The sequence below is a fragment of the Marinobacter sp. genome, from assembly GCF_040904845.1.
Lineage (GTDB): Bacteria > Pseudomonadota > Gammaproteobacteria > Pseudomonadales > Oleiphilaceae > Marinobacter.
The window spans coordinates 1-5,887 of the sequence record NZ_JBBDSR010000059.1; the positions used below are offsets into that span (position 1 = coordinate 1).

Consider the following 5,887-nt stretch of genomic DNA (forward strand, 5'->3'; position numbering starts at 1 on the left):
AGCCCAAGCGCCCCAGGGATGGGCCGAAGGAGCGTGTTTTGAAAGGGGATACCCGCCCGGTGCCACCGCCCAAGCTGAAGGCACGGCAGTAAAAGTTCCAGACGACTCCAACAGTCAAAACCATTTACCTCAGCCAAACAAATAGAGGTGCAACATGGATCTGAATTACACCCCCGAACAAGAGGCGTTCCGCGCAGAAGTTCGCCAGTTTCTTGAAGACAACCTGCCACACGACATCCGCGAACGGGTGCAGAAACGTCTGCGCCCTGACAAGGCCATGACTGAACGCTGGCAGAAAATTCTGTTTGATAAGGGCTGGGGCGCATCCACCTGGCCGAAGGAATTTGGTGGCACCGGCTGGGATCCGATTCAGCAGCTTATCTTCGAAGAAGAGTGTGCGCTTGCCGGTGCGCCGCGCCAGCTGGACTTCGGGCTGCGCATGGTCGCGCCGGTGATCATGACCTTTGGCAACGATGAACAGAAACGGCGCTTCCTGCCAGGCATCCTCAGTGGTGAGGACTGGTGGTGTCAGGGCTACTCCGAGCCAGGCGCTGGGTCCGATCTGGCTTCGCTGCGTACCAGTGCCAAACTCGAAGGCGATCACTATGTGGTCAACGGCCAGAAAACCTGGACCACCCTCGGTCAGCATGCCGACTGGATTTTCTGTCTGGTGCGCACCAGCACCGAGGGCAAATCACAGCAGGGAATTTCGTTCCTGCTGATCGATATGAACACCCCGGGCATCGAGGTGCGGCCGATCATCATGCTCGACGGTGAGCATGAGGTTAACGAAGTCTACTTTGACAACGTGAAGGTGCCCGCCGAGAACCTGGTGGGTGAGGAAAACAAGGGCTGGACCTACGCCAAGTTCCTGCTGGGCCATGAGCGTACCGGCCTGGCCAACGTCGGGCAGTGGAAGGCGTTGATGAAGCGCCTGAAAGAAGTGGCGCGGCAGGAGCAGGACGGCCAGCGGCCGCTGATCGAGAACACCCGTTTCCGTGACCGGCTGGCGCAGTTGGATATGGAGCTGCGTGCACTGGAACTGACGGTGTTGCGGGTGCTAACGGACAAGAACGGCCCGGGGGCACTGGCATCAAGCCTGAAAATCCGTGGCACCGAAATCGGCCAGCAGCTGTTCGAGATGCTGATGGAAGCGGGCGGCCAGGACGCCATTGCCCATATTCCGGAGGCGCTGGAGCTGGATTACAACGGTCCGCGTGCCGGCTCGGTAGATGCCACGCCGGCGGCAGGGGATTACTTCAACATGCGCAAGCTGTCGATCTTTGGCGGGTCCAACGAGATCCAGCGCAATATTATTGCCCAGCTTGTGCTTGGCCTTTAAGGAGGCGATATGAACTTTGATCTGACCGAAGAACAGCAAATGCTGAACGATTCCCTGCGTCGCTTCGTGGCCAACGAGTACGGCTTCGAGAAACGGCAGGAGATCATCCGTTCCGGCACTGGTACCGATAAAGCCACCTGGGCCGCTTTCGCGGAGATGGGGCTGCTCGGCTTCACCTTTCCGGAGGAGCATGACGGCCTGGGCGGCAACGCCATCGACACCATGGTGGTGATGGAAAACGTCGGCCGCGGCCTGGTTGTAGAGCCATACCTGGCAACCGTGGTGCTCGCCGGCGGGCTGATCCGGGATGCCGGTAGCGAAGTCCAGAAAGCTGACATACTGCCGGCTATCGCCAGCGGTGAACGGCTGATGGCCCTGGCCCACAGCGAGCCAGGTGCACGCTACAACCTCAGCCATGTACAGACCACCGCGCGCAAGGAGGGCGACCAGTTCCTGATCAGCGGCCAGAAAACCGCCGTATTGCACGGTGGTCAGGCGAATCAGTTAATCGTCTCCGCGCGCACCAGTGGCAACGTGAATAATGAAGCCGGGTTGTCCCTGTTTCTGATCGATGCCAGCGCCAAGGGCGTGCAGGTGAGTGACTTTGCCACCCACGATGGCCATCGTACCGCCGACATTACGTTCAAAAACGTTGCCGTCAGCGCCGGCAATCTGATTGGCGACATCGATCAGGCCTTCCCCGTTATCGAAAAAACCGTCGATCTGGGCATTGCGGCGCTGTGCGCAGAAGCCGTCGGCACCATGGAAGCCATGAACGCGGCCACCCTGGAGTACATCAAGACCCGCAAGCAGTTCGGGGTTCCCATCGGCAAGTTCCAGGTGCTGCAGCATCGCATGGCCGACATGTTCATCCAGACCGAGCAGGCCAGAACCATGGCGATCCTTGCCGCCACTGAGGCTGACTCGAACGATCGCACCAGCCGACGGGAGGCCATCTCCATGGCCAAGACGCTGGTCGGCCAGGCGGCACGGTTCGTGGGCCAGGAAGGGGTACAATTGCACGGTGGCATGGGTGTGACCGACGAAATGGTCGCGGCCCATCTGTTCAAGCGCCTGACCCTGATCAACCTGCTATTCGGCGATGCCGATCATCACCTGGCACAGGTCAGCGATGGCCTGCTGGCCATGACGGCCTGAATTCCCAAAGGAGAACACCATGAGCGTTAAACAACTACTGGATCTGACCGGCAAGGTGGCTTTCATCACTGGCGGCTCCCGCGGCCTGGGCCTTCAGATGGCCGAAGCCCTGGGTGAGCTGGGTGCGAAAATCGCCATCAGCGCCCGCAAGCAGCATGAACTGGATGACGCCAAGGCGCATCTGGAAAGCCAGGGGGTGGAAGTGGTCACTATCGCCGCCGACCTGTCCGATCTGGAAGGCATTCCAGGCGTAGTGGATCAGGTGGTCAGCCAACTCGGTGACATCGACATCCTGGTCAACAACGCCGGCGCCACCTGGGGCGCACCCGCCGAGGACTACCCGGCTGAGGGCTGGATGAAAGTGATGAACCTGAACGTCCACGCCAGCTTCTTCCTGACCCAGACCGTCGGCAAGCGCTGCATGATTCCGCGCAAGACCGGCAAGGTCATCAACATCGCCTCCATTGCCGGCCTGTCCGGCAACCCGGAAGGCATGAAGACCATCGCCTACAACACCAGCAAAGGTGCCATGGTGAACTTCACCCGCGCGCTGGCGTCCGAGTGGGGCCACTACAACATCAACGTGAATGCCCTCTGCCCGGGCTTCTTCCCGTCGAAGATGTCCCAGGGGCTGCTGGATGCCCAGGGCGAGAAAATGCTGGAGCGCATTCCGCTGAACCGATTTGGTGGTGGCGAGGACCTCAAAGGCGCGGCTGTGTTGCTGGCCTCCGAGGCCGGGCGTCATATCACCGGGCAATGCCTGGCGGTGGATGGCGGCACGCTGGTCAGCTAAGCGTGGTCCTATAATGGGTCACAGACACTGACTGACTTGCTCCGGGTCCAGGTTACCACCGGTAATAACCAGAACCGTGGTCCTGTCCGGAGTGGGTAAGACCTGCTTTTCCAGAAGAGCCGCCAGGCCCACACTGGCACCGAGCTCCACGTAAAGTCTGGCCTCGGTCAGCAGGCGTCGTGTGGCCTCCCGGATACCTTCCGCGGAGACGGTGACAATGCGTTCCACCACCTGACGGGAGCCGGCATAGGTGCATCCCCCCGCCGGCGCCAATGGGGTACAGCACCCGATCCACATCCGGTAGCTGGCACAGCAATTCCAAGCCAACGGTACCCTGCCCGGCCATGATGCGGACATCGTTATAGGGATGAACCAGAGTCAGTCCCTCCCGATCCCGCTTCTCATGGCACAGGGCCACGGCCTGCTGGATACCACCGTGGACGATCACCTCGGCGCCCAATTCCCGTGTGCGGCGGATCTTCAGCGGACTGGAACCCTCGGGCATGACCACGGTCAGTGGCACGTTCTGCATGGCCGCCGCCCAGGCCAGGCCAATGGCGTGGTTACCCGCGGAGACCGTCACCAGGCCGGCCTTGAGTTCATCCTCACTGGCCGTCAGCAGCCAGTTCAATGCCCCACGGGCCTTGAAGCTGCCGGTGCGCTGAAGGCTTTCGCATTTCAAGCCCAGCGGCTGGCCCATGGCGGCATCCAGGTCCGGCACATTCAGCAGCGGCGTTTCGCCCAGGTGTGGTCGAATACGCCGCTCCGCCTCACGAATTTGGGATTGGCCAGGTAGATTTGGCTTGGTCATGGTGCTCTCTCCTGCTATTCCTCATACAAACCATGATGCAGGCCAAACTGGCTATCAAGTTACTGGTGAGCTAATCTGAATACTTATCCGGACAAAAATCCGGACAAAACCAACTATATTATCTGAAAAAAATAATAGAATAACATTTAATATCAATATATTAATTTCGCAATGAACCGGACATGGATCCGGACAAAACTGCCTGGAACACTTATGGCCACAGCCTCGATAATGGACCTTGCCCCCTTTGTGCCCGGAGAGCAGGCACTCAGAAAATCAACCCTGCCAGACAAGGCGATGGAGTTGAACCGCATTTCTGCAAAACTGGCTGGGCAACTCTCCCCCGAAAGCACCGAAACCCTTCGGCTGCACATGTCGGTGATTAATTCCTACTACTCGAACCTGATCGAAGGCAACTGCACACAGCCCCACGAGATTCGCCAGGCGCAAAAAGGCCACTACAGCGACGATCCGGTGAAGCGTGACCTGCAGAAGGAATCACTGGCCCATATCGAGGTGCAGAAATGGCTGTATGCCCGGTCCCCGGCGCTGGATGAGATCTATTCTTCAGAGTTCATACTGGAGCTGCACCGACGTTTCTACGGCCATGTACCTGACTCACTCAGGGAAGTTCGTGACAACAAGGGTGCCCTGCTGGAGCGGGTTACGCCGGGACAATGGCGCCTGCGTGACGTTGAAATCGGCCGGCATTTGCCACCGGAACACCAGGCCCTCCCGGAGCTAATGCAACGGTTCTGCGAAGAATACCACCCCAAAAAATACAGCGGCGACCACAAACTGATCGCCATAGCCGCCGCCCACCATCGCTTTCTCTGGATTCATCCATTCCTTGATGGCAACGGCCGGGTTATCAGGCTTTGGACGGATGCGGCACTGAAGGCAACTGGGCTAGAGAGTTACGGTGTCTGGTGCCTGAGCCGTGGTCTGGCCCGCTCTGCGGAAACCTATAAGGCCGCTCTGGCACGTGCGGATTATCCCAGACAGGGGAATACCGATGGCAGAGGTTATCTCAGCCAGACGGGATTGATGGAATTCTGCGAGTTTGTGCTGGATACCGCTCTCGATCAAGCGAACTATATGTCGGATCTGCTCGCTCTGGACAAGCTTCGCGAGCGAATTGACCGTTACGTTGTGGCTCGCAACGACAAGCGGGTTCCCGGAGTCGATGCCGAACTGAAACCGGTAGCCAGCATGGTTCTGTTCAACGCCTTCATCCAGGGATCTCTGGATCGCAAACAGGCCATTGCACTGACGGGCATGCACGAACGTAGCGCGCGCAGACTATTGAACCAGATGAAACAGGAGGGACTACTGAGCGAAACCAGTAACAGGTCGCCACTGAAGTGGGAAATTCCTGAACATGCGGAGCCCTGGTATTTTCCGCAGTTGGCGCCGGGCGTGTAGTTATCCCAAATACCAAGGCTCCAATTCTTCATCCTACGTTTTCACTTCCCGATTGAGCAGGTAAATTCCATTACCTACTAGATCGCTCACGACAAGTACGGATTGCTAGTTTTTAGTTGATGTCTTGAGGCAAACTACTCAACACCTGACTACTATCCATTTTCTACAGCCCCTCGATCTACGGTCGTCAAAAATAGATCTGTCCCATTTTTCCATGAGCTTGTTGCGGGCATCGTAGTGGTAGCGGGTGACCTGACCGTCTTCGGTCTCAGTCAAGATGTTGCCGTTGGCGTCGTAGGTATAGCTGACGCCGCCCTGTTGGGTCAGCCGGTCGTTGTTATCGTAGCTGTAGGCGGTG

The 5,887-nt window shown here is 58.4% G+C and carries 6 protein-coding genes; 4 read left to right on the forward strand and 2 right to left on the reverse strand.

Translation table 11 applies throughout. The annotated features are described in order from the left end of the window. The first annotated feature begins 154 nt into the window (after positions 1 to 154). The 3 genes from WD429_RS07255 to WD429_RS07265 are packed head-to-tail and all read left to right on the forward strand — an operon-like array spanning position 155 to position 3,293. The gene (locus WD429_RS07255; protein ID WP_368421509.1) at positions 155 to 1,342 is read left to right on the forward strand and encodes an acyl-CoA dehydrogenase family protein; all 1,188 of its coding nucleotides are present in this window, start codon (positions 155 to 157) and stop codon (positions 1,340 to 1,342) included. A gap of 9 nt (positions 1,343 to 1,351) precedes the next feature. After that, on the forward strand, positions 1,352 to 2,500 hold the full coding sequence (locus WD429_RS07260) for an acyl-CoA dehydrogenase family protein (RefSeq protein WP_368421510.1): 1,149 nt from the start codon (positions 1,352 to 1,354) through the stop codon (positions 2,498 to 2,500). 19 nt (positions 2,501 to 2,519) lie between these two features. After that, positions 2,520 to 3,293, forward strand: a complete 774-nt coding sequence (locus WD429_RS07265) for an SDR family oxidoreductase (protein ID WP_368421511.1) — start codon at positions 2,520 to 2,522, stop codon at positions 3,291 to 3,293. Positions 3,294 to 3,345: 52 nt separating this feature from the next. On the opposite strand, the gene WD429_RS07270 is transcribed toward WD429_RS07265, so the two are convergent. Beyond that, entirely contained in the window at positions 3,346 to 4,104 is a 759-nt protein-coding gene (locus WD429_RS07270; protein ID WP_368421512.1) for a pyridoxal-phosphate dependent enzyme, read from the reverse strand. 213 nt (positions 4,105 to 4,317) lie between these two features. Here WD429_RS07270 and WD429_RS07275 point away from each other — a divergent pair, with 213 nt between their 5' ends. After that, on the forward strand, positions 4,318 to 5,529 hold the full coding sequence (locus WD429_RS07275; RefSeq protein ID WP_368421513.1) for a Fic family protein: 1,212 nt from the start codon (positions 4,318 to 4,320) through the stop codon (positions 5,527 to 5,529). A gap of 138 nt (positions 5,530 to 5,667) precedes the next feature. Here the strand turns inward: WD429_RS07275 and WD429_RS07280 are convergent. Continuing rightward, the coding region (locus WD429_RS07280) for a hypothetical protein (protein ID WP_368421514.1) at positions 5,668 to 5,887 on the reverse strand (220 nt) is incomplete at its 5' end.